The following is a 26809-nucleotide window of genomic DNA, read 5'->3' on the forward strand; positions in this document are numbered from 1 at the left end:
TTCTTCAGTACAGGACGTTCTTCGCCTCGGGCTTGTCGATGTTGCCCTTGCCGACCATCACGACGCCGGTGTCGACGAACTTCGCGACCTTCCTGCCGGCCATCACGTCGGCCAGTGTCTTCACGCCGAGCTCGCCCATCTGGTACGAGCCCTGCACCGCGATGGCCTCGAGCGTGCCGTCCTTGACGAACTTCTGCAGGTCCTCGTTGCCGTCGAAGCCCACGGCAACGACCTTGCCGGTCTTGCCGGACTGCACCAGCGCGCGGCCCATGCCGACGGCGGTCGGCTCGTTGGCGCCGAACAGGCCCTTCAGGTCGGGATTCGAAGCCAGCACGTCGGTCGTCTGGTTCAGCGCGGTCGCCATCTGCGACTGCGAGTAGAACGGCCCGACGATCTGCAGCTTGGAATGCCTGGCGATGTAGTCGCGGAAGCCGCCGACGCGGCCGATCTCGGAGCCGGCGCCCGCGACATAGGACATCACCGCGATCTTGCCGGTGGTGCCGACCTTGGCGATCAGCTGCTTCGCGCACAGCTCGCCGGCGAGGCGGTTGTCGGTGGCGAGGAACGACTGGTAGTAGGGCTTGCCGGCGTCCGACACCATCGAATCGATCAGCACCACCGGGATGCGCGCCTCCCAGGCCTTCTTGATCGCCGGCACCAGCGCATCGGGGTCCGACGGCGCCAGCACGATGCCGGCGACCTTGCGGTTGACCGCGTTCTCGACCATGCCGACCTGGTCCGCGATCGCCGACTCCGACGCCGGGCCGGAGAAGGTCATCGTGTGGCCCTTCAGCGACTTGATCGCGGCGTCGGCGCCCTTGTTCACGTTCTGCCAGAACGTGGAATTGGTGGTCTTGACGATCACCGCGATCTCGCCGGCCTGTGCCGCGGCGGACGCGAGGCCGACGATCGCGAGGCCGACGAGGCTGCGCAGCGGGGCAAGGGTCTTCTTCATTCCGGTCTCCTGGGTGGTTCGGCTCAAACCGCGGCTCAAACCGCGGCCCTGTCGGGCGGCGCGATGGCCGCGTTTTTCATCGCCTATGACGCCACTGGTCGATCCACACCGTGAGCAGGATGACCAGGCCGATGATGATCTGCTGAGTGAACGCCGAGACGCCGTTCATGTTCAGGCCGTTGCGCAGGATGCCGATGACGAAAGAGCCGATCACCGTGCCCGACATCGTGCCGACGCCGCCGATCAGCGAGGTGCCGCCGATGACCGACGCGGCGATCGCGTCGAGCTCGTACATCACGCCCTCGTTGGGCTGGGCCGTCACCAGGCGCGACATCAGCACGCAGCCGGTCAGCCCCGCGAGCGCGCCGGACACGATGTAGGTGAACTGCACGATGCGGCCGGTGTGCACGCCCGACAGCCGCGCCGCCTCGGCGTTGGAGCCCACGGCGTGGATGTGCCGGCCCAGGCGCGTGCGCGTCAGCACCACCGATGCGACGATGGCGATCACCACCATCAGCAGCACCGGGTACGGGATGCCGGGGAAGACGACGTCCGGGAAGCCCTGCGCGTCGATGCGCTCGACGCGCCACAGCGAGCCGTTGCCGAGCACGCCGAAGGATTCGCCCAGGCCCGACACCGCGCGCGCGCCGGTGATCTGCAGCGCGATGCCACGTGCCACCAGCATCATGCCTAGCGTCGCGATGAAGGGCGGCAGCTTCGCGCGGGTGACGAGCAGCCCGTTGGCCGCGCCGCACACCGCACCGGCCAGCACGCCCAGCGCCATCGCCAGCGGCACCGGCACGCCGGCCTTGGCTGCCAGCGCGGCGAGCACGCCCGCCAGCGCCAGCACCGAGCCCACCGACAGGTCGATGCCGCCGGCGATGATGACGTAGGTCGCGCCGACGCCGAGCAGCGCGATCGAGGTGACCTGCAGAGACACCGTCATCGCGTTGCCGACGCTGAAGAAGGCCTCGCTCGTCAGCGAGAAGGCGATCACCAGCAGCAGCAGGCCGGCGAGCGCGCCGAACTTCTGGATCAGGTCCTGGCGGCGGTCGTTCATGGGGCGGCCGTTTCGAGCGCGGGCAGCGCCGCGATCGAGCCCTGCGCCACGCGGGCGCTCTCGAGGCCCGAGGCGTGGAGCAGGATCTCTTCCTGGGAGGTGCGGCGCGTGTCGAGCACCGCGGCGATGCAACCGGCGTGGAACACGGCCACGCGGTCGGTCAGGCCGAGGATCTCGGGCAGCTCGGAGCTGATCAGGATGACGCCGATGCCCTCGGCGGCCAGCCGGTCCATCAGCTCGTAGATCGCGACCTTGGCGCCGACGTCGATACCGCGCGTCGGCTCGTCGAAGATGATCACGCGCGCCTGGCGGAACAGCCACTTCGCGATCACCACCTTCTGCTGGTTGCCGCCGGACAGCAGCCGCGCCCGCTGCTGCGGCCCCGGGGTGCGGATGCCGAGCGTCCCGATGTAGTCGCGCGCGGCCTGCTGCTCGGCGCCGAAGCGGATGAAGCCGCCCGGGCCGCACACCGCCGCCAGGTTGGCCAGCGTGATGTTCTCGCCCACGCTCATCTCCAGCGCCAGGCCGTGGGCCTTGCGGTCCTCGCTGACGTAGGCGATGCCATGGCCGATGGCCTCGATCGGCGAGCGGATCGCCAGGTCCTGCCCGTGCAGGCGGATGCGGCCACCGTCCTTCGCATCGGCGCCGAAGATCGCGCGCGCGACTTCGGTTCGGCCGGCGCCGATCAGGCCGGCGAAGCCGAGGATCTCGCCGCGCCGCAGCTCGAAGTTCACCGGGCCGAAGGCGGGGCGGCGCTGCAACTCGCGCACCTCGAGCAGCACCTCGCCGCCCGGCACGCGGCGCCGCGGCGGGAACTTCTCGTCCAGCGCGCGGCCGACCATCTGCGCGACGATCGCATCCACCGTCGTGTCGGCGAAGACGCCGCTGGCCACCTGCCGCCCGTCGCGCAGCACCGTCACGCGGTCGACGATCTGCGCCAGCTCGTCGAGCCGGTGCGAGATGTAGACGATGCCCGCGCCACCGCGACGCAGCTCGCGCATCACCTCGAAGAGCTGGCGCGTCTCGGCCTCGGTGAGCGAGGACGTCGGCTCGTCCATGATCAGCACGTCGGCGTCCATCGACAGCGCCTTGGCGATCTCCACCATCTGCTGCTGCGCCACCGGCAGCGTGTGGACGATCGCTTCGGGCGCTATGGAGGCGCCCAGCCGGTCGAGGCAGCGCTGCGCGTCGGCGCGCAGGCGCCGGCGGTCGATGAACCAGCCGCGCCGCGGTTCGCGGGCCAGGTAGATGTTCTCCGCCACCGTGAGGTGCGGGATCAGGTTCAGCTCCTGGTGGATCATCACCACCCCGCGCGCGGCGGCGTCCTGGGTGGAGGCGAAGCGCACCGGCTCGCCGCGGCAGTGCATGCTGCCGGCGTCGGGCTGGTAGACCCCGCTCATGATCTTCATCAGCGTGGACTTGCCGGCGCCGTTCTCGCCGCACACCGCGTGCACCTCGCCCGCGCGCACCTCCAGGTCCACGCCCTCGAGCGCGATCACGCCGCCGAAGGCCTTGCGAATGCCGGCCAGCCGCAACAGGGCCGGCGCGGCCGCACGATCGGGGGGCAAGGGGGAGTCGGCCGGCACGGTCGGCATGCTAATTCGGTCGATGCCCGAACCAATCAGGTGGAAACACCTACCGACAAGACCGTCCGGCGACGGCAACCTTCGCACCCTCGCCTCTCGTCTCCTTTCGTTCCCATGCCACGCAGTTCTCCGCAGGGTCCGTCGGCCGCGCCGCAGCCTGCCGACGCCGGCAGCGCCGAACCGGCGACGAGTGGCGCACCCGCCGCGCAGCTGCAGTTCCGGCCGCGCGGCGCCGGCCGCCGCCTGCTGTCCTTTCCATGCAACCCGAACGGCCAGGTCGAGATCGACCTGCTCAGCGCCCAGGCCCGCAACGACTACCTCTTCGCACGCGCCCTGCGCGGGCGTGACTACGCGTTCCCGATCGTGGTGCTGGTGGCCGCCTGACCCACCCGCCGACTCATCGACAACGATTCCATGACGACCCCCTACCCTCCTCTGCGACTCCCCCTGATGCGGCCGCTGGCCGCCGCGGTGCTGATGCTCGGCCTCGGCGCTGCCACGGCCGCGGAGCCACCCGCACGCGAAGTGGCGCTGGACCGCTCGCGCGCCGGCGCGCCGGTCGACCGCTTCTTCGACCTGTCGGTCGGCGCCGACTACCCCGGCACCACGCGCCGCCCCGAGAACCTGGCGCAGCTGAAATCCGCCGTCGACGAGCTGGGCTTCCGCTACGTGCGCTTCCACGACATCTTCCATGACGAGCTGGGCACGGTGCGCCAGGTCGACGGCAAGCTGGTGTTCGACTTCCGCGCCATCGACCAGCTCTACGACGCGCTGCTCGCGCGCGGCATCAAGCCCTTCGTCGAGCTCGGCTTCACGCCGGGCGCGATGACGACCTCGAAGCAGACGATCTTCTACTGGAAGGGCAATACCTCGCATCCGCAGCCCGGCCCCTGGGTCGAGCTGATCGACGCCTTCGTGCGCCACCTGATCCAGCGCTACGGCGCCGAGGAGGTGCGCCGCTGGCCGTTCGAGGTGTGGAACGAGCCCAACCTGGACGGCTTCTGGGAGAAGGCGGACCAGAAGGCCTATTTCGACCTGTACGCGGCCACGGCGCGCGCGATCAAGAAGATCGACCCCGCGCTGCGCGTGGGCGGTCCGTCCACCGCGGGCGCGGCCTGGGTGCCCGAGCTGCTGGCGTACTGCAAGGCGAACGGCGTCCCGGTGGACTTCGTCACCACGCACACCTACGGCGTGGACGAGGGCTTCCTCGACGAGTACGGCAAGTCCGACCGCAAGCTCTCGCCCAACCCCGACTCGATCATCGGCGACGTCAGGCGCAACCGGCGCGAGATCAACGAGTCCGCCTTCCCCGGGCTGCCGCTGTACATCACCGAGTGGAGCACCAGCTACAACCCGCGCGACAAGGTGCACGACAGCTACGTCAGCGCGTCGTGGATCCTCACCAAGCTGCGCGGCACCCAGGGCCATGCCCAGGCCATGAGCTACTGGACCTACAGCGACCTGTTCGAGGAGCCCGGTCCGCCCGACGCGCCCTTCCACGGCGGCTTCGGCCTGATGACACGCGACGGCGTGCGCAAGCCGGCGTGGTTCGCCTACAAGTACCTGAACGCGCTGCGCGGGCTCGAGATCCCCAGCGCCGACCCGGCGGTGATGGCCGCGGCCGACGGCGCGAAGACCGCCGTGCTGGTGTGGGACCCGCGGCAGCGCGAGCAGCCCACCAGCAACGGCGTCTACTTCGGCAAGCCGCTGCCGGCCATCGATGCACCGCCGGTGCAGCTGAGCCTGAAGCACCTGGCCCCCGGCAGCTACCGGCTCCAGGTGCGCCGCACCGGCTACAAGGCGAACGACGCCCACACCGCCTACCTCGAGATGGGCTCGCCCAGGCAGCTGAGCGCGCAGCAGCTGGGCACGCTTCAAGGCCTGACGACGGACAAGCCCGAACTCGACAAGGTGGTGAAGGTGGGCGCCCGGGGCGAGCTGCAGCAGAAGCTGCGCATGCGCAGCAACGACGTGGTGCTGGTGACGCTGGAACCCGCCCGGTGACCGGTCGCTGCGGCCCCGCCGAGGAGATGCCGTGATGCGATGGCGACGATGGCTGCACGCGGCGGCGCTGCTCGCGGCAGCGCCGCTCGGCGGGACGCCGCCCTCGGCCATCGCGGCGGACGCGCCGGACGGTCCCGCGACGGCCCCGGCGAGGCGGCTGTTGCTGGTGACCACCACGCTGGGCTGGCGCCACAGCTCGATCGAGACCGCCGAACGGGTGATCGCGCAGCTTGGCGCCGCGGGCGGCTCGTTCACTGTCGAGCTGGCCGCGGTGACGCCGCCGCCCGAACCCGGCGCCGGCGTCACGGCGGCGCAGGTGGCGCAGTACGCCAGCGAGCGCGCGGCCTACGCCGACCGCGTGCGCGCCGTACTGGCGGACAAGCTCGCTGCCGCGTCGCTATCGCGTTATGACGCGGTGGCGTTCGTCAATACCACCGGCGAGCTGCCGCTGCCCGACCCCGAGGCCTTGATCGCGTGGGTGCGTGCCGGCGGCGCCTTCGTCGGCGTGCACAGCGCCAGCGACACGCTGCACGGCTTCCGGCCCTACATCGACATGCTGGGCGGCGAGTTCCACCACCACCGCGAGCAGGTGCGCGTCGAAGCCGTCAACCTCGCGCCCTCGCACCCGGCCACGCGCCACTTCGGCGCTCGCTGGAACCTGGGCGGCCTGCTCGAGGAGATCTACCTGCTGCAGAACCACCACCGCGACGCGGTGCAGCCGCTGCTGGCGCTGGAGCGGCACCCGCACAGCGGCGAGCCCGGCTACCACGGCCTGTCGTGGTGCAAGCCCTTCGGGCGCGGCCGCGTCTTCTACACGGCGCTGGGCCACAACGAATCGGTGTGGGAACTGCCGGCCTTCCAGCAGCACCTGGCCGGCGGCATCGCGTGGGCCTTGCGGCGGCAGGAAAACACCGCGGCCCCCGGGACGCGCTGAGGCCGCCCCGGCGCGGCGGCCCGCCGGGCCGCACGGGCCGCCCGCTTTGCCGGGGTCTTCCTAGGCCTCGAGCCGGGTGCACGGCGCCACGGCGTCGGGCAACCGGCCGGCGATGATCATGCCGAGCACCGCCTCCTCGTCCACGTCCTTCGTGCGGTAGGTGCCGATGGTGCGGCCGTTCTTCATCACGCACAGCCGGTCGCTGAGCGCGAAGACGTCGGGCATGTCGTGCGAGATCAGGATGATCCCGACGCCCTGGGCCTGCAGCGTGCGCACAAGGTCGTGCACCATGCGCGTCTCCTCCGGGCCGAGCGCGGCGCAGGGTTCGTCCATGATCAGCACGCGGGCGTTGAAGTACAGCGCGCGTGAGATCGCCACCACCTGCCGCTGCCCGCCGGAGAGGGCCCGCACCGGCACGCGGATGTTCCGGAAGTTCGGGTTCAGCTTGCGGAACACCGCGCGCGCGGCGGCTTCCATCGCGTAGTCGTCCAGCGTGCCCCAGCGCGTGCGGATCTCGCGGCCGAGGAAGAGGTTGGCCACCGCATCGAGGTTGTCGGCCAGCGCCAGCGTCTGGTAGATGGTCTCGATGCCCAGCGCCTGCGCCTGCACCGGCGTGCGGATGTGCACCGGCCGGCCGTCGACGCGGATCTCGCCGGCGTCGTGGCCGCAGGCGCCGGCCAGGATCTTCATCAGCGTGGACTTGCCGGCGCCGTTGTGGCCCAGCAGCGCCAGCACCTCGCCGGGGTGCACGGCCAGGCTCGCGCCCTGCACCGCCTGCACGCCGCCGAAGGCCTTGTCGATGCCCGTCATGCTGACCAGCGGCGCGCTCATGCCACCCGCTCCCCGGTCGCGCGCCGGAACAGCACGTCGAAGACGACGGCGACGATCAGCACCTGGCCGACGATCACCATGCGCCAGCCGATGTCCACGTCGAGCAGCAGCAGACCGCCCTCGAGGAACTGGATGATCAGCGCGCCCAGCACCGTGCCCAGCACCGTGCCGCTGCCGCCCGACAGCGCGACGCCGCCGATCACTGCCGCGGCGATCACGTAGAGCTCCTGGTTGGTGCCGAGCGAGTTGGTGCCGGCGTTGAGCCGCGCCACCGCGACGATCGCCGCGACGGTGACCAGCACCGCCAGCAGCATGAAGAGCTGCAGCATCACCCGGCGCACCGGGATGCCCACCAGCCGCGCCGCTTCCGGGTTGCCGCCGATCGCATAGACATAACGTCCGAAGCGCGTGCGGTTGACGAGGAACGAGACCGCGCCGACGACCGCGGCCCAGATCAGCACCGGCACCGGAATGCCCTGCCCCTGCGGCTTGTCGCCGATGCGGTAGGCGCCCATGGCGGCGGCGAAGCCGAGCGCCGCGATGCAGAAGAGACCGGTGGCGATGACGTCGAACCAGAGCGGCCGCGGCGTCACGCCGTGCGCCCGCTGCTGGCGCCGCCGCTGCGCCGTGCGCGCGACCAGCCACAGCGACAGCAGCCCCGCGAGCACCCCGCTGGGCAGCGGTCCGATCGCGCCGTCGAGCCCGCCGCCGAGCATCAGGAACCACGGGTCGGTGATCGGCTGCGTCTTGCCCGAGGCGACGAGGAAGGCCGCGCCGCGCAGCGACATCAGGCCGCCGAGCGTCACCACGAACGAGGCCACGCCCAGCCCCGCCACCAGCCAGCCCTGGTACACGCCGACCAGCAGCGCCACCGCCAGCCCGGCCAGGCAGGCGGGCACCGGATGCCAGCCCTTGGTGTACATCAGGAAGGCGATCAGCACGCCGACCAGCCCCAGCGCCGAGCCCACCGACAGGTCGATGTGCCGCGCGACGATCACCAGCGCCATCGCCGCGGCCATGATGCCCACCACCGCCGTCTGCTGCGCGATGTTGTAGAGGTTCTCCGGCGTGAGGAACTGCCCCGTCAGCGCGTGAAAGGCCAGGCCCAGCGCGCCCAGCACCGCGGCCATGATGAGCAGCCGCAGGTCGAGCGCACTGAGCTGCAATCGGCTCAGCATCACTTGCAGGCGGCCGGCGCATCGGCCGCGTTGACGCCCTTGCACAGCTCGGCCTTGCCGATGTGCCCGGCCTTGATGACGACGTCGAGGTTGGCGCGCGTGATCGGCACCGCCTTCAGGAACATTGCGTCCATCGTCAGCTTCTTCTCGCCGCCGGACCACTTGGTGGCGCCGGCCACCGGCTTGCCGGCGGCCATCTGCAGCGCGGCCTTGGCGGCCTCGCGGCCGAGGTCGCGCGCGTCCTTCCACACTGACACCGTCTGCGTGCCCAGCGCCACGCGGTTCAGCGCCGCATGGTCGCCGTCCTGGCCCGAGACCGGCACGCCCTTGAGGCCGCGCGCGGACAGCGCCGCGATCACGCCGCCGGCGGTGCCGTCGTTGCTGGCGACCACGGCATCCACCTTGCCGCCGGCGCGCGTGAGGATCTGCTCCATGTTGCGCTGCGCCACCTCGGGCTTCCAACCTTCGGTGTACTCCTCGCCGACGATCTTCACGTCGCCCTTCCTGATCGCCGCCTCCAGCACCTCCTGCTGGCCGGCGCGCAGGAAGTCGGCGTTGGGGTCGGTCGGCGAGCCCTTGATCATCACGTACTGGCCCTTCGGCTTCGCCGCGAAGACGCCGCGCGCCTGCATGCGCCCCACCTCCTTGTTGTCGAAGGTGATGTAGAAGACGCCGGGCGCCTCGATCAGGCGGTCGTAGGCGATGACCGGGATGTTGCGTGCCTTCGCCTTGGCGATGGCCGGCTGGATCGCGTCCTTGTCCATCGCCAGCACGATCAGCACCTTGGCGCCCTTGGCGATCAGGCTGTCGATGTCACCCAGCTGCTTTTCCGGCGAGCCGCCGGCATCCGCGCTGACGTAGCTGGCGCCGGCCTTGACCAGCTCGTCCTTGATGGCCTTCTCGTCGGTCTTCCAGCGCTCTTCCTGGAAGTTGGACCAGCTCACGCCGACCGTCTGGGCCTGGGCGCCGAAGGCCAGGCCGGCGAGCGTCGCGGCCAGCAAGTGCTTGGTGGGGGTCTTCATGGCAGATCTCCTGCAGAGGGACAAGGGAAGCGCCGACGCGCAGCGTGAGCCGCGCGCCGCGAGGGGTCAAGGGGGACGAACCGCGTCACCGCGCGGCCGCCCGCGCCGCTGCGGGCACGGCGGGCGCGGCCTCGCTGTCGTCCAGCGAGCGCAGGTACTCGACCAGCGCGTCGCGGTCCGCTGCGGACAGCGCGCGCGTGGCGCCATGCCCGCCCGCGATCACGTCGCGCAATGTCGCGGCCTGCCCGTTGTGGAAGAAGGCGCGTGCGTTCCACAGCCCGTACAGCGTGGGCGTGTCGAAGCCGATGCCGGCCAGCGCCTGCCCGATGCCGCGGCCGGACGAGGGCTGGATCGTGCCGACGTCATGCCGCAGGCCGTCGCGCATCGTCGCGCCGGCGTGGCAGCTCGCGCAGCGCAGCGAGTCGAAGAGCTGCTGTCCGCGCAGCGCGTGCACGCTCAGGCGGCCGTCCGCCAGCCGCGCCGGGCTGCGGCCGTGGCGCGACAGCGAGCCAAGGTAGGCCGCGAGGTCGTCGAGGTCGCGGCTGAGCCCCGCCTTCGGCGCACCCAGCGGGTCCGACGTGGCCTCGAAATCGGCGTTGCTCATGAAGCCCGCGCCGCCGAAGGCCTGGCGGATGTCGTGCTCGAAGTCCTGCAGCTCGTCGAAGTTCGCGCTCCAGTGCACGCGGCCATGGCCCAGGCCCTGGCGGCCGAGCAGGCTGGGGGTGCGGCGCAGCCCCTCGCCGCGCTGCGTGAAGTCCCACACCATGCCGTCGTCGCCGCCATCGGCATGGCAGCTGGCGCAGGACATGTAGTTGTCGCGGCTCATGCGCCGGTCCGCCGCGTTGTAGAACAGCCGCTTGCCGCGCAGCACGGCCTCGGCCAGCGGCTCGGTCGCCACCGCGGCCACCGTGGCCAGCGGCCTCGCAGCGAAGGACTGGCCCGACAGCACCACCGCGATGTCGTACGCCGCCACCGAGCGGCCGAGGAAGTTGTTGACGAACAGGCGCTGGCGCCCGGCGTCGACGTGCAGGCCGTGCGGTGCCCGGTCGGTCGTGATCTCGCCGCGCACCGAGCGGTCGAAGGCATCGACGATCGCGACGCGGTTGCCCTCCATCTGCGCGACGAACAGGTAGTCGCCGTTCGGCGACCAGGCCGCCGCACGCGCCGGCGCCCGGTCGTTGAAGTCGAGCTGCGCGTCGAACAGCTCCACCGCCGCCGGCTGCAACGCGATCTGCGAGACGATCGAGCGCACGGTGGTGTCGTGCTCGAGCGGGCGGCCGTCGCGGAACAGGCCACCGGCGATGTTGTCCTTCTTCGAGGGCAGCGCCGCCCGCCGGCCGTCCGGCGAGATGAGCACCTGGTGCAGGTAGTTCGGCACCCCGCGGGCGCGGTTCTCGGCGTCGACGGTCGTCCTGTCGACCCGCAGCCGGAGGGTCTGCCGCAGCGCCAGCGTCCGGCCCTGGGCACCCAGCGACACGCGATGCACCTGGCCGCCGTCCATGCGCGAGCGGAAGCGGGTCACCAGGGCCTGCGCCGAATCGGCGGTGACGGCGATGCCGCGCACATCGTCGGTCAGCGCCAGCAGTGCGCGCATCGCCCCGCTGGCGGGGTCGAAGCTCATCAGGCTCGAACGGCCCTCGAGCGTGACGAGGCCCGTGCGCCCGTCCGGCGTGAACACGATGCCGTGCGGCGCGCTGCCATAGGGCAGCGGAACGCTGGTGGACAGCTGGCCATCCGCCGCGCGCAGCGCGACCAGCTTGTCCTCGCCCTGCACGGCCACCCAGACACGGCCGTCCGGTGCCACGGCCAGCGTGCGCGGTTCGGTGCCGACGCGCGTCTCCCAGGTCTTGGCGAGCGTGGTCGCGTCGATCGCGGTGACCGTGCCGCTGTCCGGGTTGACGCTGTAGACCCGCGTCGCATCGCCCGTGATGTTGCTGCTGTGCGTGGGCGCCAGCGCGGTGGGCGGATGGATGACCGTGCGGCGGAACGCATGCGTCGACTGCGCGCCGTCGGCGGTGCGCACCGTCAGCACCACGGTGTGGTGGCCGGGCGCCTTGAAGCGGTGCGTGGCCCGCAGCGTGGCGGAGAAGGCGGTGGGCGGCGAACCGTCGCCGAAGCTCCAGCGGTACCGCGCGCCCGGGCGTGCCAGCGCGACCGGATCGAAGACTGCCGGCGCGTTCACGTGCAGCGTCTGCGCGTCGGCGGGGTCGGCGATGCGCATCGCCTGCTGGCCGCCGGGCCGTGGCGCGCGTGCGGCGGCCTCGACCTGCGGAGCTGTCGTGAACTGCGCGCTGAACGCCTTGGTGATGGCATTGCCGGCGTAGTCGCGCAGGCCGCCGGCCGGCACGAGCACCTCGTACGTGGTGTCCGGCGACAGCGGCACGGCCGGCGCGAAGTTGACCAGCCCCAGCTGCACGCTGTAGGTGCCGGCCAGCGGCGCGCCGCCGCGCGGACGCACGATGAAGCTGGACGCGCCGATGCTCTCCGGCAGGATGTTGTCGGACAGCGCGATGCCGATGCGCGAGCTCGTCGCCTGGTGGCGCGCGCCGTCGCGCGGCGAGACCTGTCGCACCTGCGGCGGCGTGGTGTCCGGCCGGCGGTCGTGCACGATGAAGCCGCTGCCGTTGCCGTGGTCGTTGCCGATGAACAGCAGGTTGCCCATCGGCGTCACCTGCCCGTGGTCGGAGTGGCGCGCCTGATCGGAGCCTTCGGGGAACAGGCCGCCCACGCCGACCTGGACGTGGTGCAGCGGATCGCTCACGTCCACCTTGTGGACCTTTTCCTGCGCACCCTGGAATACGAACGCATCCTGCGTGGCGCAGTACAGCTGCTCGTCCGCCTGCAGCCGCTTGTCCTGCGCGACGAAGCGCGCCGGATCGCTCAGGTCGTAGCTGAACATGCGCGCCCCGCGGCCACGCACCGCCCCGTAGAGCGTGCGGCCGTCGAAGCAGGTGGCGTAGTAGAACGGCAGCGCACCGACGGTGTCGAGCAGCCGCGGGTCCAACGGATCGGAGATGTCCAGGCTGGCCAGGCCCGAGGCCGCTTCCATCGAGCTCAGCACCAGGTGGTTGCCCAGCGTGAAGACGGGCCCGATCCGGAAGCCGCCGAGCTCGCCGGTGGGCACCGGGTTCGGCCGGCCCTCGCCGCGCTCGGCGAGCACCGGCTTGGTGGGGTCGCGCGCGTCGACGATGTACAGGCCGTCTTCGGCGGACGCGACGTAGACGTAGGGCGCCTGCCACCACAGCTGCCAGGTGACGTTGGAGTAGTCGCCGCCGTGCACCGTCGGCAGCGCGAGCTTGCTGACCTGGCGGATGTCATCGATGTCGGTGAAGTCCCAGAACTCGATGCCGCGGGTGCTGGGCACGACGATGAGCGTGCGCCCGTCGATGGTCGCCTGCCCGATGGCGTGCGGCTCGCGGAACTCCGCGGTGCGGCCGGTGGGCTCGTAGATCCGCTTCACCAGCCGCGGGCTTCGCGGGTTGGAGACGTCGTAGACGAGGAAACCGCCGGGCGGGTAGCCGCTGTCGGGGGCGAACATCACCACGAACCAGCCGTTGACCATCAGGCCGACGTTGGTGCCGAAGTCCTTGCGCCCCGGGTGGCGGAACGGCATCTCGCCATCGCCCGCTCCGGGCGCGCTCTCGGTCTTGATCATCGAGAGCGGCCCGAACAGCTCGGCCTCGGTGTACGCGAGGTTGCCCAGGCCGGGCCCTTGCGCGGCCTGGCCGCCGGCCCGCGGCGCGACCGGGCTCGTGGCGGAGAGCGCCGCGTGGGCCAGCACCAGCGCCAGCACGCTCGCCAGCGTGGCGGCCGCCGTCCGGATGTGCCTCATCGATCGGACCTTCGTCAGCATCGGCTCACCTCACGAAACGCGCCAGCAGCCGGATATAGGCCGACTGGTAGCCGTTGGAGTTCTCGCTGATCGGCCAGGAGTTCAGCGGCCAGCCGTCGTTGAAATCGAGGTAGGACTTCTGCGCCGGCTGACCGTAGGGCGGCGTCGGACGGCTCGAACCGCAGGCCGTCGAGACACCGGGGCAGCGCGAGTCCCAGTCCCACTGGTTGTAGTTCGGGCCGCCGGTGACGATGCCCGGTGCGGGGCCGTAGGTCGAGGTCTTGGCGCTGTCCCACAACGCGCTGCCGTCGCTGAACCAGGAGTGGAAGATCTGGTTGACCGAGTTCTCGGCGCCGAAGCTCACCATGTTCGTGAGGTAGGCCTTGCCGAGCGGGTTCACGCCGTGCAGGTAATGCAGGTAGCCGGCGGCGGCGGCGGACACCTGGTCCGCGGTGTGGCGGCTGATGCCGTAGAAGGTCTCGGCCGCGAACAACGTGCCGCCCAGCGCCTTCACCGCATTGCTGCCCCAGGTGTAGTCGGTGATGTAGGCGCGGTACGGGTCGCGCTGCGAGTCGACCGCGCCCCAGCCGCCGTAGTCGCTGCGCCCCCACAGGTCGAGGAAGCGCGTGCGGATGTTGCTCGCCACGCCGGCGGTGGCACCGGGCAGCGCCGCGTAGTACAGCAGCTGGTGCGCATGGCCCGCGTTGAAGGCCGACAGGTACCACTGCGCGAACATCGGCGTGATGGTGTAGCTGGCATCGACGACGTCGCGGTAGCTCGCTTCACCGGTGGCCGCGAACAGCTTGATGGCCGCGTACAGGCGCAGCTCGGCACGGCCGGCGTCGTCGGTCTCCTGCTGGCCGGCGCCCAGGCCGGCGGTGCCGCTGGCCTCGTCGTTGTTGCGGAAGACGACGTTGGGGTTGGCCGCCGCCCAGGCCCAGGCGCGCCGCGCCCGCGCCAGCAGGTCGGCAGCGTAGGTGTTCATCGCCGCGTTGTTGAGGCTGCCGAAGACCTTGGCGCCGTGCGCATAGGCCGCGGCCGCGGCCAGCGTGGCGGAAGTGCTGGCATCGCCGTAATAACTCGGACCGGTGGCGGCCGACGGCGGGCTGGCATGCGACACGCCCTGGATGGACAGCACCGAGCCGTCGCTGTTCTGCATGCGCACCAGCCAGTCCAGGCCCCACTTCACTTCGTCGAGCAGGTCGGGCAGGCCGTTGTACGACTCGGGCAGGTTGAAGTCGTCGGTCCAGACGCCGGGGTTCTGGCTGTAGGCCTCCAGCAGGTCCTGCACGTAGCCGGCCGTCCAGCTGGTGTACTTGTTGAAGTCGCCCGCGTCGTACCAGCCGCCGCGCAGGTCGCGCGCGGTGGCGGCGTTGTTCCTGTCGAGGTAGCGGCGCGCCTGCGTGTCCTGCCCGGCCTTCAGGTGGCTGGCGCCATCGGCCCAGCCCGCGCCGGCCTGTGCCGCGTTCTTGGCCTGGCCCGCGCGCTGGTAGAAGAAGGTCCGCACCGCCTGCACCAGCACGTTGCGGTAGAGGTTGTCGCCGATCTCGAAGCGCGCGGAGCGCTGGTTGCGGTCGACGTCGACGATCTCGTAGGTGCCGGGCGCGGTGACCTGGCTGAAGTCGAAGCTCCACGCCTGGTCGCCCGACGACTCGTCGATCTGCCGGTCCTTCCACTCCTGGGGCCACCACTCGTAGGCCACCGCGCCGGTGGCCGCGTTCACCACCTGCAGCCGGCCGGGCCAGTAGAACTCGCTGCTGTCGTAGCCGACGCGCGGCCAGCGCAGCACCGCCACCTTCTTCATCGTCGGCAGGTAGCCGAACTGGTCGACCAGGATGTACTTGCCGGCGTTGGCGGCCATCGCCGGCCAGACGGTGAAGTTGTACGCCTGCACCGTGCGGGCGCCGCAGCTGTTGGTATAGGTGGCCGTGGCGGTGCAGCTCGCGGTGAGCTTGAGCGTCTGTTCGCGCGACGAGCCCGAGGCCCCGCAGCCGCTCCACGACCAGCTGCCGCTGATCGGCTGCGGCCCGAGCACGACGGTGGACCCGGCGTTCAGCGTGGCCGAGGACTTCACGGCCCAGGCATTGGTGCCGTTGAGGTTGAGGTACGGGGTGACGGCGCTGGGCTGGCACGTCTGCGCCCAGGCAGGCGCGCTCAGGGCTGCCAACAAAAGCAGCACGCTCTTCCTGATCTTCACGGGAGTCTCCGTTGTATTGCAGGTCGGCCCTTGCCGGGATGGCTGCGGCCGGTCCCCGTCAGCGCAGCACCTGCTGCAGCGTGCGGTGGTGCGCAGGCAGCCGCTCCACCGTCGCGGCGATGCCGTCGCGCCGCGACGCCAGCGCACGCACCGCCCGGTCGAAGGGCACTTCGGCGTGCACCGGGTCGTCCCGCTCGGGCCAGTGGTCCATGCCGGCCAGCACGGCGAGCCAGCTGGTGGCGTCGAAGCCTTCCTCGTCGGCCTGGTGAAGCAGGCCGTGGCGGCGCCAGGCGTCGAGCTTGAAGGCCAGCGTCTCGGGCAGTTCCATGCTCGCGACGTGGCGCCACAGCGCGCTGTCGCGCCGGCGCGTGAGGCAGTAGTGCAGGATGATGAAGTCGCGGATGCGCGCGAAGCGCCGCACCGCCCCTTCGTTGTAGTCCTCGCGGTCCGAGGCGACCAGCGGCCGCCCGCTGGTCAGCAGCGTCATCAACCGGCCGATGCCGTCCTGGACCAGGTAGATGCTGGTCGACTCCAGCGGCTCCAGGAAACCCGAGGACAGGCCGACCGCGACCACGTTGTGCACCCAGAAGCGACGCCGGTGGCCGGTGGCAAAGCGCAGCAGCCGCGGCTCGGCCACCGGCGGGCCGTCCAGCTGCGCCATCAGCTGCTCGCGTGCACGGTCGGCGTCGATGAAGCGGCTGCTGAAGACGTGGCCGTGGCCGGTGCGGCTTTGCAGCGGGATGCGCCAGGCCCAGCCGCCTTCGAGCGCGGTGGCGCGGGTGTAGGGGGTCAGCTCGTCGCCCGCGCGTTCGCAGGGGCAGGCCCAGGCGCTGTCGACCGGCAGCCAGTGGCTGTAGTCGACGAAGGGCTCGTCGAGCGTGCGGCCCAGCAGCAGCGAGCCGAAGCCCGAGCAGTCGATGAACAGGTCGCCCTCGATGCGCCGGCCGTCGGCCAGCACCAGCGCGGCGACGCCGCCGTCGTCGCGCCGCACCACGTCGACGATGCGGCCGGTGGTGTGGCGCGCGCCGCGCTCGATCGCCAGCCTGCGCAGGAAGGCCGCGTACTGCACCGCATCGAAGTGGTAGGCGTACTTGAACTGCGCGTTGTCCTCGTCGGGCAGCACGAAGCGGCCCTTCATCGCCATCACCGTCGGCACGCACTGCAGGCCCAGCGGCTCGTCGAGGCCCACCCGCCGGTGCTGCGCCCACAGCGTCTGCGAGCCGAAGAGGTTGCCGAAGTGGCCGAAGGTGTGGAAGTAGTCGCGGCCGCGCTCGAGCCAGTCGCAGAACCGGATGCCGAGCTTGTAGGTGCCGTTGGTCGCGCGCAGGAACTCGCGCTCGTCGATGCCGACGAGCCGGTTGTACTCGCGGATCGACGGGAACGTGGCCTCGCCGACGCCGATGATGCCGATCTCCTCGGACTCCACCACCGCCACCGTGCTGCGCCCGCGCAGTCCGGTGGCGATGGCGGTGGCGGTCATCCAGCCGGCGCTGCCGCCGCCGACGACGACGATGCGATCGAACTTCGGAACCATGGTCCTCCTCGGCGCGGCACGGCGGCCTGTCGGCCTCGATCAGAACTCGTAGCGGCCGCTGAGGTAGTAGCTGCGGCCCGGGTACTTCCAGACCTTGCCCATGTCGCCGGGGCCCTGCTGCCGCGTCTCGCGGACCTGCACGTTGTTCAGGTTGGAGATGTTGAGCGACAGCGAGAACTTGTCGGTGAAGGCGTACGACATGCCGCCGTCCCACTGGCCGTAGGCTTCCTGCCACAGCGGCAGACCCCACCAGGTGTCCTGCGCACCTGGGCGCGCCGGGTCGGCGCTGGTGCCGTTGTTGCCGCTGTGGCCGAAGCCGCCGATGCTCTTCAGCGAGCGGCTGTTCCAGTTGTAGGCCAGGCGTGCCGAGAAGCCGTTGCGGTCGTAGCGGAACGCGAAGTTGGCGGCGTGCTTGGCCAGGCCTTCCAGCGGCATGTCGCCGAACGGCACGCCGTTGGTGTCGCAGCCGGAGAGTTTCACCGGGTCGGTGCCGATCGCGCTGTCGGCCGGGCAGTACTTCATCCCGGAGGTCTTGTAGAGCTCCTTCTTGCTGTCGATGTAGGTGTAGTTGGCCGAGAAGCCAATGCCCTTGGCCCAGTCGGGCAGCGTGTCCTTCAACGCGTCGAAGTGGTCGAGGTAGGTCTCGGCCGCCAGCTCGATGCCCGCGACCTTGCCGCGCGCCGCGTTCTGCGGACCGGTGATCACGAAGGTCTGCGGGTTGCCGGCCAGGCTGTTGTAGGTGCGCGTGTAGGCGCTGTCGTAGATGATGTCCTTGACGTCCTTGTAGAACGCCACGGCGGTGACCGCCTGGCCATTGCGCGGGTACCACTCGAGCGAGACGTCGACGTTGTCGGACGTCAGCGGTTTGAGCTTGACGTTGCCGGTGTTCTCGCCGGTGTAGGTGACCTGGTTGGTCGAGCTGTTGTGGTTCTGCGAGAGCTTGATCGACTCCTGCAGCTGGTTGAAGCCCGGGCGGTACATGCTGCGTGCCAGGGCGATGCGGCTGATCAGCTTGTTGTCGCCGCTCAGGTTGAACTTCAGGTTCATCGAGGGCAGCACGTCGATGTGGCTGTCCGAGACGTCGATCTTCTCGTTGATCGGCCCGAAGCGCGGCAAGTCGGGCGGCGTCGTATTCGAGTAGTTGGGCGTGAACACCGTGTAGCCGTGGGCCACCGCCTTGCTGTAGACCACGCGCACGCCGACGTTGCCCTCGACCGGCACCTTCCACTCGTCGAAGCCGAAGCGCAGGTTGCCGTACACCGCCTGCGTGGTCTCGGTGTGCCGGCTGGTCATGTTCGGATTGAGGCCGTACCGCAACGTGGGGTCGAAGTTGAAGTCCTTCGGATCGCAGCTGCCCGATCCCTTGTCGCGCACGCCGTCCAGGCACTGCTGGTACTTCAGTTCACCGAGCAGCTTCGCGTAGGTGGCCGGGTAGTCCCCGGTGAACGCCACGGTGGGGAACACCACGTTCGGCAGCACTCCGAACTGGCCGGCATGGAAGTTGTTGAAGGCGTAGACCTCCGTGGGCAACTGGTAGCGGGGATCGTTCAGGTAGGCGAGGCTGCCGCCGCGCTGCCAGCCGTACTCGGACTGGCCGGGAAGCTGGCCCGGCACCTTGGTGGGCGTGACGGCCCAGGGCTCGGCAATCGACCGCCAGCCGGTGCTGCCCAAGTCGCCTGCGAAGACGGCGGCCTCGCGTTCCGAGGCCTTGTGCGCAGCGCGGTAGCCGAAGCGCAGGTCGCGCAGCACCGGGTCCTCGAACTTGAACTTCGCGTCGATCTTCCAGGCGACCATTTCCGCGTCGCCGCGGTACTGCTTCGGCTGGACGACGTTCCAGTAGTAGTTGCCCGGATCGGCCAGGAAGTCGCGCGACTTCTGGTCGAAGTCGATGCGCAGCGGGCCGTTGCCCGGGATCGACAGGTCCATGCTGGGCACGAAGGTGCCGAGCTGCACCTCACGGCCGATGGTGTCGAATTTCGAGCGCACGTACTGCAGGTCGTTCTGCAGCGACCAGCGGTCGTTGATGGCCCACTTGAAGTTCCAGGCCAGCTCGCCGGTGTTGGTCTTGTGCTCGTTGTAGGAACGCGTGGTGCCCAGGCCGATGCCGCCGTCGGCATAGCGGTTCGCACCCAGGCCGCCTACGGGATAGCGGTAGTGTCCCGCCACCAGCACGCCGCGGTCGTCGACCACCGGGTTGTCGATCACCGAGCCGTAGGGCGTCTCGTAGGTTCCGCCGCGGTACATGCCCGCGCCGGAGTCGCGCTCGCGACCCTTCGTCAGGAAATAGGTCAGCGACGACTGCATGTCGTTCTTCTTCCACTGCAGTGCGCCATAGAAGCCGACACGGTCGGACTTGCCGACGTTGTTGGACCAGCTCGCGCCATCCGGCACCCAGACCGTCTGCCCGGGGACGACGTTGGTGCGCGGGAAGTAGGCACCCAGGTCGACCGACTCGGACGCATAGGTCGAGTTGTTCATGCTCAGGTCGACGAGCACGCCCCAGCGCCCGGACTCGGCCTCCCATTGCGTCGAGTACAGGCCCGACAGCGACGGCGACGACTTCTTCGTCGTCTGCTCGTAGGTGCTGCCGAAGGACACATAGCGCTTGGTGCCCTTGTAGTCGAAGGGCAGCGCGGTGCGCAGGTTCACCAGGCCGCTGACACCACCCTCGATCTGCTCGGCCGAAGGGTTCTTGTACACATCCACGCCAGCCATCAGCTCGGTGGGCACCGCGCCCCAGCTCAGGTCACGGCCCGGCCACCCGGCCGAGAAGATCTCGCGGCCATTGAGATTCGACGCGCCCCAGGACAGGCCGCGCACCTTGATGCCCGAGCCTTCTTCCGAGTAGTGCTTGGCATCGATGTCGATCGTGCGCTGGCGCTGCACCGTGACCCCCACGACGCGCTGCAGCACCTCGGTGATCGAGCGGTCGGGCAGCTTGCCCGCCTCTTCGGCGACGACCGAGTCGACGATCTCCTCGGCCTCCTGCTTGATCTTCTGCGCGGTCTGCAGCGCCTGGCGCTGGCCGGTCACCACCACCGTCGTCGGATTGGCGTCGGGCTTCGGCGCCGCCGACTGCGCGCACGCCATGCCGGCGCCGCCGAACAGGGCGATGTGGGCCACGGCCAGGGAGATCGCGGTCCGCTTGGGTTGTCTCATGTCTCGTCTCTACTTTCTTTGGGGCAGGCGCAATGACGATGTTTTCGGGCGTTACTGGATCGTGATGGCACCGATGACCGACAGGTCGGAGGCGTAGAAGTCGCCGTCCGAAGGCGCCGACGTGTCGCTGTTGACGTCCATCAGCCGCAGCCGAACGCGCACGACGGTGGACGACCTGATCAGCTGCAGCGCCGATTCGCGGGCCGGCTTGAACTTGTCGAGCGCCGCCTGGTACGCCGCCATGGCGGCCGCGAAGTCCGCCGGGCTGCTGCCCCAGGGGCTCGGCAGCTTGCGCACGTCGTCATCGAGCGAGGCGGTGTTGACGCCCGCGAGCCCGCAGGCCTCGGTCACCGCGAAGTCGCCGAGCGCGATGCCGTAGCCGCCCACCATCGCAGCCGGCCAGAGCAGGCTGCTCACGGTCACGTTGCAGCCGTTGTTGCGCTTGCCCAGGTCGAGCTGCACCACCACCGGCTTCTTCGCCTTCAGCAGGCCCTCGTTGACGCCGAGGTTGATCGCGAACGCGGTCTCGGTCGTCACCTTCAGGCCGCCGGCGGTGTCGCCCGCCGTGTCGAAGGCCTTCAGCCCGGGCGCGAAGATGTCGATGGTGTTGGAGCTCGCATGCCAGCCTCCGGGGGTCCACTTCGACTTCGGGATATGCAGCGCCGAGGTGAATGCCCGCCCGTCCGCCGACTCCGCACGGAAGCAGGTGTTGTCGGTGTTGCCGCACCACTCCCAGCCGCCGCCGATGATGCTCGACCAGGCGTTGACCGACACCGCGCCGCCCTGCCGGGTGACGGCGTCGTTGGTGGATCCCTGGCCGGCGCCGATGATGCCGTCGGCGACGATCAGCGGATCGACCGCGATGAAGCCGGCGGCCGTGGTTTCGTTGTGGTTGGCATCGCCGGCCTGGCGGGCGGTCACCGCGCACGAGCCCTTGCCGAGCAGCCGCAGCTTGTCGCCTTCGAGCGTGCAGACGCCAGGCGTGCCGCCGGTGATCACGACCGGCAGTCCGGAGCTGGCCTTGGCCTTCAGCGTGACCTCGCGGGTCTGGCTGCTCAGCACGTAGTCCGGCGCCTCGATCGTGATCGTCTGGCTGCGCTTGAGCACGTTGAACAGCTGGCTGACGTCTTCCGCCTTCGCCCACTTGACGCCGTCGGCCGAGGTGCCGCCCTCCTGGCTGGCGACGACGCGGCACTCGCCCGTGGCCACCAGCGTCATCTGGTCACCGGAGACGGTGCAGATGGCCGGTGTCGTCGACTCGAACTTGACCGGCAGACCGGAGGTGGTCGTCGCCTTGAGCTTCTGGGGCGGCGACAGCAGCGTGCCGCCGCCGGGATAGTCGAAGGTGATGAGCTGGAGCCGGCCTTCGCCTGCGCTGCTGCCGCCCCCACCGCCGCACGCCGCCAGCATCACGCCGCAGGCCATGGATACCAGGGTCATGCGCCCCCGCCGAAGCTCTTGTCTCACGCTCGTTCTCCTTATTTCCGCAACGCGGCGAGCCGGGCGGCTCTGCGCCGTCACGCCATCCGCACGCGCCGCTGCGCGGTCGCTGATTTGTCCATAAATCAATCACGAAAAAAGACGGGCCGATGCCGACGCGACGGGCCCCGGCGTTGACAGCCGGGCAGCGGGCCGGCACGGCCCCTTCGAAACGCCCCTGGCCGGGGCCGCAAAGCGGTGACTTCGAGAGGCGGTCCGGCAGGACCACCTTCCCTTGTGCGACAGCTTCCGAGGCGCCAGCATAGTTCGATCGTCGAAGGAATGAATACATGGCAAACACCTAGTTGTCGACCAGGGTTTACGCGCTTATCTTTCGTTCCCCGCTCGAACTAATAATCGTTGGCTGCCTTGCGCGGCACCCCTCCGCACGAGCCCCAACGAGGACCCCACCTTGACCCGGCCAGACACCGCCGCCGCCGCCATCGCTCCGCTGCTGCCTCGGCGGCGGCTGCTGTTGGGCGCGGCCTGCGCCGCCTCCGGGGCGATGGCCGGTGCGGGCGCCGCGCCGGCGCCGTCCGCCGCACCCTACCAGTGGCAGAGCGTGCCCTTCGGCGCCGGCGGCTTCGTGACCGGCTTCCTCTTCCACCCGCGCCAGCGCGGCCTGCTGTACCTGCGCACCGACATCGGCGGCGCCTATCGGTTCGACGACGCCGCGCAGGCCTGGGTGCCGCTGCTCGATCACTTGTCGAAGGCCGACGCCGACCTGATGGGCGTGCTGAGCCTGGCGATCGACGTCAACGAGCCGGACCGCCTCTACGCCGCCTGCGGCCTGTACCTGGACGAACGCGTGCGCCGCGGCGCGTTGCTGAGCTCGAGCAACCGCGGTGCGAGCTGGCAGGTGCACGAGCTCGGCTTCCACCTCGGCGGCAATTCACCCGGCCGCGGCTCCGGCGAGCGGCTGCAGGTGGACCCGCACGACGGCCGCGTGCTGTGGCTCGGCAGTTCGCGCGACGGGCTGTTCAAGAGCACCGACCGCGGCGCCAGCTTCCGCCCGGCCGGATTCGCACCCCGCCACGTGTCCTGCGTGCTGCTCGATCCGGCCAGCGGCGCGCCGGGCAACGCCTGCGGCACGCTCTACGTGGGCAGCCACGACCAGCCCGGGTTGTACGTCTCGCACGACTTCGGCCAGAGCTTCGAGCGCGTGGCCGCCACGCCGCGGCAGGCGCCGCAGCAGGCCGCCTTCGGGCCGGACGGCACGCTGGTGGTCAGCTTCGCGCTCGGCGAGTCGGCCGTCGCCTGCAATCCGAGCCACGCCCGCACCGGCAGCGTCTGGAAGCGCGACGCGCACGGGCGCTGGAGCGACATCACGCCCGAGCGCCCGGGCACCGGCCGGCAGGGCTTCGGCTACGCGGGCCTGGATGTGGGCCCGCAGGGCCGGCTCGTGGTCTCCACCATCGAACGCCATGGCGCCGGCGACGAGATCTTCCTGTCCGACGATGGCGGCGCGCACTGGACCGCCCTCGGGCCGCATTCGCGGCACGACGCGGCGGGCTACCCGTGGCTGCAGGACTACATGCGCACCGAGCGCAACCTGGGCCACTGGACCTCGGCGGTGCGCATCGACCCGTTCGACCGCGAGCGAGCCCTGTACGGCACCGGCTACGGCGTCTGGCTGACACGCCGGCTCGGCGCCGCGGCGCATGGCGGCCCGGTGCCCTGGGTCTTCACCGTGGCCAACCTCGAGGAGACCGCGACGCTCGAGATCCGCAGTCCGGCCGCCGGTGCACGGCTGCTCGCCGCGGTGGGCGACGTGGCCGGCGGCGCGTGGGCCGATCCGGCGCGCCCGCTCGGCCAGGGCTTCTTCACGCCGACCAAGGAAACCAACCGCGCGATCGACTTTGCCGAGCTCGCGCCGGCGATCATCGCCCGCACCGGCGACGGCCCCGCGCGCGGCCACTGGTCCGACGACGGCGGCCAGCGCTGGCAGCCGTTCGCAACGCCGCCGATCGCCGGCCGCGGCCACACCGGGCGCATCGCGGTGTCGGCGCGCGGAACGGCCTTCGTCTTCGCGCAGCGCGGCGCGGCGGTGTGCACGCACGACCGCGGCGCGACGTGGATGGCCTGCCGCGGCTGGCCCGACGGCGGGCACGACGTCCTGCCGCCCGTTGCCGACCGCGCGGCCGATGGCGTCTTCTACGTGCACGACCGCGACGGCGGCCGCGTGCTGATCAGCCACGACGGCGGCCGGCGCTTCGAACCGCTGCTGACCGACCTGCCGCGGTTGCGGCGCGACGACGACGGGCAGTTGATGAGCACGCCCGGCATCGAGGGCGCGCTGTGGCTCGCGCTGGACGACCGGCTGCTGCACCGGCCCGGTCCAGGGCAGGCGCCGCGCACGATCGCCGCCGTCGAGCAGGCCTGGATGCTGGCGCTGGGCCGTGGCGCGGCCGGCGCCGCGTATCCCCACAGCCTCTACCTGTGGGGCCGCGTGCACCAGGACGGCGGCGCCGTCGAAGGCCTGTTCCGTTCCGACGACGGCGGCGAGCGCTTTGTACGCATCAACGACGATCGCCACCGCTACGGCCGGCTGCTGTCGATGGCCGGCGATGCCCGCGAGCACGGCGTGCTCTACATCGCCCCGCACGGTCGCGGCGTGCTGGCCGGCCGCCCTGCCGCGCCACGCTGAATGCCACGCACCGGCAACCCCCGACGTGCACCCCAGCGCAGCGCGCCGGTGTACGATTTCGCATCACTGATTTATTGATAAATTCCTCGTGAAATTCACCGACGGACAATGGCTGCTGCAGCCCGGGCTCACCGCGCACTACGCGGTCGAGGCGTACGACATCCAGGCCTTCGACGACCGCCTCGTCGTGCTGGCGACCACGCGCCCGATCAAGCACCGCGGCGACACCCTCGCCGGCCCGGTGCTGACGGTCACGCTCAGCTCGCCGGCTGAAGGCGTGTTGCGCGTCAGCGTCGCGCACTACAGCGATTCCGAGCCGCCGCGGCTGCACGTGCCAATGCCGGGCGCCGGCCGGCCTGCCGTGCGCATCGAACAGGACGACCAGACCGCGACGCTCACCAGCGGCGCCATCAGCGTCGAGGTCAACAAGGGCGAGGGCTGGCGGCTGACCTTCCGCGAAGGCGATCGCGTGCTGACGCGCAGCGACTGGCGCAGCCTGGGCTACCTGCAGTGGGGCGACCGCGGCAACTTCGTGCACGAGCAGCTGACGCTGCAGGTGGGCGAGAACGTCTACGGCCTCGGCGAGCGCTTCACGCCGTGGGTCAAGAACGGCCAGGTGGTCGAGAACACCAACAAGGACGGCGGCACCGCCTGCGAGCAGGCCTACAAGAGCGTGCCGTTCTACCTCAGCAGCCGCGGCTACGGCGTGCTGGTCAACGAAGCCGGGCCGGTGTCGTTCGAGGTGGCTTCGGAGAAGACCACGCGCGTGCAGTTCAGCCGCGCCGGCGAGAGCCTGGACTACTGCGTGATCGCCGGCCCGACGCCGAAGCACGTGCTGCAGCGACTCACGGCCCTCACCGGCCGCGCGCCGCTGCCGCCGGCGTGGACCTTCGGCCTGTGGCTGACGACCTCGTTCACGACGCAGTACGACGAGGCCACCGCGACGCACTTCATCGACGAGATGGCGCGCCGCGAGCTGCCGCTGTCGGTGTTCCACTTCGACTGCTTCTGGATGCGCGAATTCCAGTGGTGCGATTTCCAGTGGGACCCGCGCGGCTTCCCCGATCCCGAAGGCATGCTCGCGCGCCTGCATGCCAAGGGCCTGAAGATCAGCCTCTGGATCAACCCGTACATCGCGCAGAAGTCGCCGCTGTTCGCCGAGGGCCAGCGCGAGGGCTACTTCCTGAAGCGGCAGGACCCGGCCAGCAAGGGCCTGACCTGGCAGACCGACCTGTGGCAGCCCGGCATGGCGATCGTCGACTTCACGAACCCGGCCGCGGTGGCCTGGTACCAGGGCCACCTGCGCCGGCTGCTGGCGATGGGCGTCGACTGCTTCAAGACCGATTTCGGCGAGCGCATCCCGAGCGAGGGCGTGGTCTACCACGACGGCTCCGACCCGGTGGAGATGCACAACCTCTACGCGCTGAAGTACAACGAGGCGGTGTTCGAGCTGCTGCGTGAAGTACGCGGCCCGGAAGAGGCCGTCCTCTTCGCCCGCTCCACCTACGCCAGCGGCCAGCGCTACCCGGTGCACTGGGGCGGCGACTGCTGGAGCAACTTCGAATCGATGGCCGAGAGCCTGCGCGGCGGGCTGTCGCTGACCAGCTGCGGCTTCGCGTTCTGGAGCCACGACATCGGCGGCTTCGAAGGCAAGCCGCCGCCGGCGGTGTACAAGCGCTGGATCCAGTTCGGCCTGCTGTCCTCGCACAGCCGGCTGCACGGCAGCAGCTTCTACCGCGTGCCGTGGCTGGTGGACGAAGAAAGCTGCGACGTGCTGCGTGCCTTCACGCAGCTGAAGCACCGCCTGATGCCCTACCTCTACGCGAAGGCGATCGAGGCCACAGAGACCGGCGTGCCGGTGATGCGCGCGATGGTGGTCGAACATCCCGACGACCCCGCCTGCGCGCCGCTGGACCGCCAGTACCAGCTCGGTGAATCGCTGCTGGTGGCGCCGGTGTTCACCGACAGCGGCGAGGTCGACTTCTACCTGCCGGGCACCGGCACCTGGACCGACCTGCTCAGCGGCGAGAAGCGCGCCGGCGGCCGCTGGCTGCGCGAGACGCACGGCTTCCTGAGCCTGCCGCTGTACGTCGCGCCCAACACCGTGCTGCCCTGGGGCGCCGACGACCAGCGGCCCGACTACGACTACGCCCGCGGCGTGGTGCTGCGCGTCTTCGAGCTGGCCGACGGCGCGCGCGCCGGCTTCACCGTGCCGACGGTGGATGGCTGCATCGCCGCGCGCGGCGAGGTGCGGCGCGAGGGCACGCAGTACACCGCGGTGATCAGCGAGGGCCGGCTGCACGACTGGCGCCTCGAGGTCGACGGCCGCCGGGGTCCCGTGCAGGCCGGCGGCGACACCGCGCGCCTGGACGTCTGACGATGCGGCGGCCG

General features: G+C 70.5%; 16 protein-coding genes. 5 read left to right on the forward strand and 11 right to left on the reverse strand.

Annotated elements, in window-relative coordinates; translation table 11 throughout:
* Positions 1 to 4: 4 nt before the first annotated feature.
* The 3 genes from P1K89_RS03670 to P1K89_RS03680 form a co-directional block, all read right to left on the reverse strand.
* A complete protein-coding gene (locus P1K89_RS03670; RefSeq protein WP_284615005.1) occupies positions 5 to 955 on the reverse strand; it encodes an ABC transporter substrate-binding protein in 951 nt (316 codons plus the stop codon).
* Between the two features lie 76 nt (positions 956 to 1031).
* Positions 1032 to 2015: an ABC transporter permease gene (locus tag P1K89_RS03675; protein ID WP_284615006.1), complete on the reverse strand. Its 984-nt coding sequence runs from the start codon at positions 2013 to 2015 to the stop codon at positions 1032 to 1034.
* Positions 2012 to 3610, reverse strand: coding sequence for a sugar ABC transporter ATP-binding protein (locus tag P1K89_RS03680; RefSeq protein ID WP_284615007.1), 1599 nt, complete (start codon positions 3608 to 3610; stop codon positions 2012 to 2014). Before P1K89_RS03680 ends, P1K89_RS03675 begins: the two co-directional genes overlap by 4 nt.
* A gap of 105 nt (positions 3611 to 3715) precedes the next feature.
* Here P1K89_RS03680 and P1K89_RS03685 point away from each other — a divergent pair, with 105 nt between their 5' ends.
* Genes P1K89_RS03685 through P1K89_RS03695 form a run of 3 tightly spaced genes read left to right on the forward strand, consistent with a single transcriptional unit; the run spans position 3716 to position 6539 of the window.
* A complete protein-coding gene (locus P1K89_RS03685) occupies positions 3716 to 3985 on the forward strand; it encodes a hypothetical protein (RefSeq protein WP_284615008.1) in 270 nt (89 codons plus the stop codon).
* Positions 3986 to 4015: 30 nt separating this feature from the next.
* The gene (locus P1K89_RS03690; RefSeq protein ID WP_284615009.1) at positions 4016 to 5605 is read left to right on the forward strand and encodes a GH39 family glycosyl hydrolase; all 1590 of its coding nucleotides are present in this window, start codon (positions 4016 to 4018) and stop codon (positions 5603 to 5605) included.
* 34 nt (positions 5606 to 5639) lie between these two features.
* The gene (locus tag P1K89_RS03695; protein WP_284615010.1) at positions 5640 to 6539 is read left to right on the forward strand and encodes a ThuA domain-containing protein; all 900 of its coding nucleotides are present in this window, start codon (positions 5640 to 5642) and stop codon (positions 6537 to 6539) included.
* 60 nt (positions 6540 to 6599) lie between these two features.
* On the opposite strand, the gene P1K89_RS03700 is transcribed toward P1K89_RS03695, so the two are convergent.
* The 8 genes from P1K89_RS03700 to P1K89_RS03735 form a co-directional block, all read right to left on the reverse strand.
* Positions 6600 to 7370: an ATP-binding cassette domain-containing protein gene (locus P1K89_RS03700; RefSeq protein ID WP_284615011.1), complete on the reverse strand. Its 771-nt coding sequence runs from the start codon at positions 7368 to 7370 to the stop codon at positions 6600 to 6602.
* Positions 7367 to 8548 (reverse strand): sugar ABC transporter permease, encoded by a 1182-nt coding sequence (locus P1K89_RS03705; RefSeq protein WP_284615012.1) that lies wholly within the window; start codon positions 8546 to 8548, stop codon positions 7367 to 7369. The genes P1K89_RS03700 and P1K89_RS03705 overlap by 4 nt, the downstream gene beginning before the upstream one ends.
* Positions 8548 to 9570 (reverse strand): D-xylose ABC transporter substrate-binding protein, encoded by a 1023-nt coding sequence (xylF, locus tag P1K89_RS03710; protein WP_284615013.1) that lies wholly within the window; start codon positions 9568 to 9570, stop codon positions 8548 to 8550. The genes P1K89_RS03705 and xylF overlap by 1 nt, the downstream gene beginning before the upstream one ends.
* Positions 9571 to 9655: 85 nt before the next feature.
* Entirely contained in the window at positions 9656 to 13402 is a 3747-nt protein-coding gene (locus P1K89_RS03715) for an Ig-like domain-containing protein (RefSeq protein ID WP_284615014.1), read from the reverse strand.
* Positions 13403 to 13427: 25 nt separating this feature from the next.
* Positions 13428 to 15599 carry a glycoside hydrolase family 9 protein gene (locus tag P1K89_RS03720; protein WP_284615015.1) on the reverse strand — a complete coding sequence of 724 codons (2172 nt, stop codon included), beginning with the start codon at positions 15597 to 15599 and terminating at the stop codon, positions 13428 to 13430.
* Between the two features lie 58 nt (positions 15600 to 15657).
* On the reverse strand, positions 15658 to 17133 hold the full coding sequence (locus P1K89_RS03725; protein ID WP_284615016.1) for a tryptophan halogenase family protein: 1476 nt from the start codon (positions 17131 to 17133) through the stop codon (positions 15658 to 15660).
* A 39-nt stretch (positions 17134 to 17172) separates the two neighbouring features.
* Positions 17173 to 20292 carry a TonB-dependent receptor gene (locus tag P1K89_RS03730; RefSeq protein WP_284615017.1) on the reverse strand — a complete coding sequence of 1040 codons (3120 nt, stop codon included), beginning with the start codon at positions 20290 to 20292 and terminating at the stop codon, positions 17173 to 17175.
* Between the two features lie 51 nt (positions 20293 to 20343).
* A complete protein-coding gene (locus P1K89_RS03735; RefSeq protein WP_284615018.1) occupies positions 20344 to 21813 on the reverse strand; it encodes a hypothetical protein in 1470 nt (489 codons plus the stop codon).
* A 370-nt stretch (positions 21814 to 22183) separates the two neighbouring features.
* On the opposite strand from P1K89_RS03735, the gene P1K89_RS03740 reads away from it, so the two are divergent.
* A complete protein-coding gene (locus P1K89_RS03740) occupies positions 22184 to 24418 on the forward strand; it encodes a hypothetical protein (protein ID WP_284615019.1) in 2235 nt (744 codons plus the stop codon).
* An 88-nt stretch (positions 24419 to 24506) separates the two neighbouring features.
* On the forward strand, positions 24507 to 26795 hold the full coding sequence (gene yicI, locus P1K89_RS03745) for an alpha-xylosidase (RefSeq protein ID WP_284615020.1): 2289 nt from the start codon (positions 24507 to 24509) through the stop codon (positions 26793 to 26795).
* The last annotated feature ends 14 nt before the right edge of the window (positions 26796 to 26809 follow it).

Source organism: Aquabacterium humicola (assembly GCF_030167915.1).
Classification (GTDB): Bacteria; Pseudomonadota; Gammaproteobacteria; order Burkholderiales; family Burkholderiaceae_C; genus Pseudaquabacterium; species Pseudaquabacterium humicola.

What these genes read in the sequence shown, in the direction of transcription:
- P1K89_RS03675 (WP_284615006.1), bottom strand. Translation starts at nt 2,015, where the DNA reads ATGAACGACCGCCGCCAGGACCTGATCCAGAAGTTCGGCGCGCTCGCC.
- P1K89_RS03700 (WP_284615011.1), bottom strand. Translation starts at nt 7,370, where the DNA reads ATGAGCGCGCCGCTGGTCAGCATGACGGGCATCGACAAGGCCTTCGGC.
- P1K89_RS03730 (WP_284615017.1), bottom strand. Translation starts at nt 20,292, where the DNA reads ATGAGACAACCCAAGCGGACCGCGATCTCCCTGGCCGTGGCCCACATC.
- P1K89_RS03670 (WP_284615005.1), bottom strand. Translation starts at nt 955, where the DNA reads ATGAAGAAGACCCTTGCCCCGCTGCGCAGCCTCGTCGGCCTCGCGATC.
- P1K89_RS03685 (WP_284615008.1), top strand. Translation starts at nt 3,716, where the DNA reads ATGCCACGCAGTTCTCCGCAGGGTCCGTCGGCCGCGCCGCAGCCTGCC.
- P1K89_RS03680 (WP_284615007.1), bottom strand. Translation starts at nt 3,610, where the DNA reads ATGCCGACCGTGCCGGCCGACTCCCCCTTGCCCCCCGATCGTGCGGCC.
- P1K89_RS03690 (WP_284615009.1), top strand. Translation starts at nt 4,016, where the DNA reads ATGACGACCCCCTACCCTCCTCTGCGACTCCCCCTGATGCGGCCGCTG.
- P1K89_RS03695 (WP_284615010.1), top strand. Translation starts at nt 5,640, where the DNA reads ATGCGATGGCGACGATGGCTGCACGCGGCGGCGCTGCTCGCGGCAGCG.
- xylF (WP_284615013.1), bottom strand. Translation starts at nt 9,570, where the DNA reads ATGAAGACCCCCACCAAGCACTTGCTGGCCGCGACGCTCGCCGGCCTG.
- P1K89_RS03715 (WP_284615014.1), bottom strand. Translation starts at nt 13,402, where the DNA reads ATGAGGCACATCCGGACGGCGGCCGCCACGCTGGCGAGCGTGCTGGCG.
- P1K89_RS03725 (WP_284615016.1), bottom strand. Translation starts at nt 17,133, where the DNA reads ATGGTTCCGAAGTTCGATCGCATCGTCGTCGTCGGCGGCGGCAGCGCC.
- P1K89_RS03705 (WP_284615012.1), bottom strand. Translation starts at nt 8,548, where the DNA reads ATGCTGAGCCGATTGCAGCTCAGTGCGCTCGACCTGCGGCTGCTCATC.